Here is a 3,341-nt window from a genome sequence, read left to right as displayed (position 1 = left end):
CCTCATCAGGCCCTCAACTTCAGAGCTCCGGTTGATTTATTGGAAGAAATTGTAAATTGAAAAGTCAACTTTCAAATGGCTCAAAATACGGGGGAGCTTACATTACAATCTACTTAAAAATAGCATAAAGGCGATATATGGAGCTAAATTCTATTTTTATAAAACCAGTTTGCACATCTGTTTGGGCTAATTTCTTTCTGCCTGTTTCTCTTAAATAAATTTCAGACTTCTCCTCCATTCCGGCGAATAACAGAATGGAGTTATGGAATGACATCGAAGGCTATGAATGCTATCAGGTATCGAACTACGGAAATGTAAGGAGTACAAAATACAAGCAGCCAAGAATACTAAGACCAGGCGATGTTGGCACGGGCCATCAGCAGGTAACGCTCAGGATAGACGGTAAGAACCAAAAAATACTAGTTCACAGACTGGTGGCGCAGGCATTCATACTGAACCCGGAAAACCTGCCTTTTGTAGACCACATCAATGGAATACCTGCAGATAACAGAGCCGAGAATCTTAGGTGGGCAACTAATAGGACGAACCTTCAGAACAGAAATGATAACAGGGAAGGCAGAACAGCATCTAGATTTGTCGGCGTTTCTTTCAGGAGGAGGGATAACACTTGGATAGCACGCATATTCATAGAAGCAAAGAGCCGCTTCCTCGGCAGCTTTAAAACTGAAGAAGAAGCGGCTCTTGCTTATGATTCTGCACTTACTAGTTTTGGTTTTAAGTGTATTAACTTGAAACTCTAAATCAAAAATCTATAAGCATAATAGTATATTCGTATCCTACCAAGGCTTAGCTGGAGGTTCTGTTTTAGGCCCTTTTGCTGTATTTATTTTATTGCTCAACTCTTTTAGCTTTTTCCTTCTGTCATCATATAAAGAATCAAGAGAATATTCAAGCAACTCATAGGCATCCAGCACATCATCTTTGGTTATCTCTGACGGATGACTTCCTGCATTACCAATCCACTTTATAGCTAAAAGAAACCCACCTACTTCGGGATTTTGTTTCTCAAATTCTTCAATCCTGCTATGTAGCTTAAGAGGCTGTGTCCCTTTTTTTGTCGGTTTAGTAGTGATAACACCAAGTTCATTTAGAAGTGTCTCAATAGAAATCCGAATCTTATTTGCGCAGGAATTAAGATCAATCCAATACAAGCCAAAAGATTCATTCAATTTTTTAGTAACTGTTCTAGGACAAGATAGGGGTATGTCTATTATTTTGGGAGCAGGAAAAAATGTAATAGGTTGTATGTTTGTATAAATTCCTCCTACTTCTTCTATATCCTCCTGTTCAGTCATATATCCGGAAGCCGAAACTATATCTTTACAATGATTACAAACTAAATGAATAGAAAAAACATATTCAGTCATAGAACCGCCAAGCATCATTTCTCTAGAAGCTATTGTCTCACTCTGCAGAAACTTGCCCTTTGAAGGCTGCAATATCCCAACCCTACAAGTCGGGCAGGGCTTCCGTGTTTCCCAATCCAACCAAAATTTTCTGTTAAAACTCATTCTAATTGATGTGTCATAGTTTTGATATTAAGCCGTACTTCTAAGCGCTTGCAAAAAACAGCATTACTACAACCGCTGCCATAACAAAGATTGTAATGCTTATTGCTAATTTATCTTCTTTCTTGATTTCATTCTCTATCTGTTTATTTATTTCCACTTGCTCTGGGGTTAAAGGAAGTGGAACAGTTCTACCTTTATTACTAATTGTATCTTTATTATTAGTTCTATCTTTATTGCTTAGTACATACCCTGTTGAATGTTCAATATGAGGCTTAAGAGTTGATTTAAGATAGTGTTCTTTTAAGAATTCTAGTACTTTGTCAAGAGAGTTGAAATCACCACCGTACTTGTTCTCATTTACAAAAACCGCATATTCATTTTTGCTGTCAACTTTGAGTGCAAGTACATTTTCATCAAAAAAGCCGTGCTTAAAAAGCAAACTCTCATCAGCTTTATCAATTAGCAGGGACTTGTTGCCCAAGTAGTCCTATTTTGCTTTTTCAACACGACCATTAGTAGAAACGAGCAACTCCTTGTTATCACGGAAAATATAGACAGTCTGCTGGAAAGTATATCATCTATGGATACCCAATGCTGATTTGTCAAGAGAGTTAAATTATCAAGCTTTTGACTGTAGTTTTGCAGCTTTGGAAATATGTCTGTTATAAATGTTCTCATTTATGCTATGGCTTTAGATAGAGCAAGATAAACAATATAGCCTTTTTTATTATTCTCAGTACTATTTTTATTTATAATGCTTAATCTGATTATATCCTAAACCTATCTACAAGTGAAGCATTCACATCATCAAGTTTCTTAGTCCTGAAGTTGCTGAGATACTTTTGTGTAATCTTGATGTCAGAGTGGCCCAGGGATTGCGATATAGCATAGAGGTTAACATCACCATCAAGAAGTAAAGAAGCGAAGGTGTGGCGCGCCGTATGCGACGAGAGGGTAGTTCTGATTCCTAGCTGTTGCTGCACATACTTGAGGTTGCGGTTATACTGGATGCTTTTCTTGTTGAGCCTTATATACAGCTCCTTTCCTATCCTGTTAAAGTCGTTCTTCTCTCCTATTAGGCTGAACTCGTCATCATTCAGGAATCCGAATGCGAATCTGTTCTTATACTCTTTATCCACAGACAAGCAGTCAACAGTCTCCCGCACAGATTCACTTCCTTTAATATGCCTTTCTACTATAGGCTTAATTAACTCAATGAGATTGTCATTCAGGTAGACTGACATCTGCCTACCTGTCTTCAGCATAGTGTACTCTACTCTATCGTCTCTGAAGTTATTCCACCTGAGCAGTAGCAAATCGCTTATCCTCATTCCCTGACAGAACACCTGGAACAGGAATGCTCTTCTGTGCTTTTCAACCCTCGGATCCTCAAGCGGAGTACTAACCATCTTCTGAATCATATCACTGGTGAGGCTGTTCGGCGCTTTAGTAACCTCGCCTTTCAGTTCCACTCCATCGAAGGGGTTTCTGATGTAGTTATGAACATTGGCTTTAACAGCTTTTCGAATAACACTCTTTATCACTTTCAGGTAGTGGTCGGCAGTATCTTCCTGCATCCCCTTTATAAAGTACCTCCGCATTGCAAATATTAGGTCTTCGGATATTTCTTTGAAGGTCAGGTCTTCCTTCCGTTCTGATTTCAGATAGGATTCTACTTTAGCGAGTATGGTACCGTATTTGATTTTAGAAGCTATCTCAAAAATACCTAAGCATTATCTTCATGCACGCGAGCAGCAGGAATGCCAGGTAATTATCAGCCTTCTTTTCCTGTCTGACCAAGGTTCTTCT

At 38.6% G+C, this 3,341-nt stretch carries 4 protein-coding genes; 1 reads left to right on the top strand and 3 read right to left on the bottom strand.

Annotation, left to right across the window (positions count from 1 at the left end; all coding sequences use genetic code 11):
- Positions 1-254 precede the first annotated feature (254 nt).
- Positions 255-761, top strand: coding sequence for an HNH endonuclease (locus tag ACYVB1_RS12910; protein ID WP_460924140.1), 507 nt, complete (start codon positions 255-257; stop codon positions 759-761).
- Between the two features lie 36 nt (positions 762-797).
- Here ACYVB1_RS12910 and ACYVB1_RS12905 read toward each other — a convergent pair whose 3' ends face one another.
- The 3 genes from ACYVB1_RS12905 to ACYVB1_RS12895 form a co-directional block, all read right to left on the bottom strand.
- Positions 798-1,532: a DUF4145 domain-containing protein gene (locus ACYVB1_RS12905; RefSeq protein WP_460924138.1), complete on the bottom strand. Its 735-nt coding sequence runs from the start codon at positions 1,530-1,532 to the stop codon at positions 798-800.
- 40 nt (positions 1,533-1,572) lie between these two features.
- On the bottom strand, positions 1,573-2,013 hold the full coding sequence (locus tag ACYVB1_RS12900) for a hypothetical protein (RefSeq protein WP_460924136.1): 441 nt from the start codon (positions 2,011-2,013) through the stop codon (positions 1,573-1,575).
- 286 nt (positions 2,014-2,299) lie between these two features.
- Complete coding sequence (locus ACYVB1_RS12895) at positions 2,300-3,235, bottom strand: tyrosine-type recombinase/integrase (protein WP_460924142.1); 936 nt, start codon at positions 3,233-3,235, stop codon at positions 2,300-2,302.
- Positions 3,236-3,341: the final 106 nt, after the last annotated feature.

This window comes from Pontibacter brevis (genome assembly GCF_054779655.1).
Note: the sequence above shows the minus strand (reverse complement) of the source record. Positions and strands in the feature narration are given on the sequence as shown.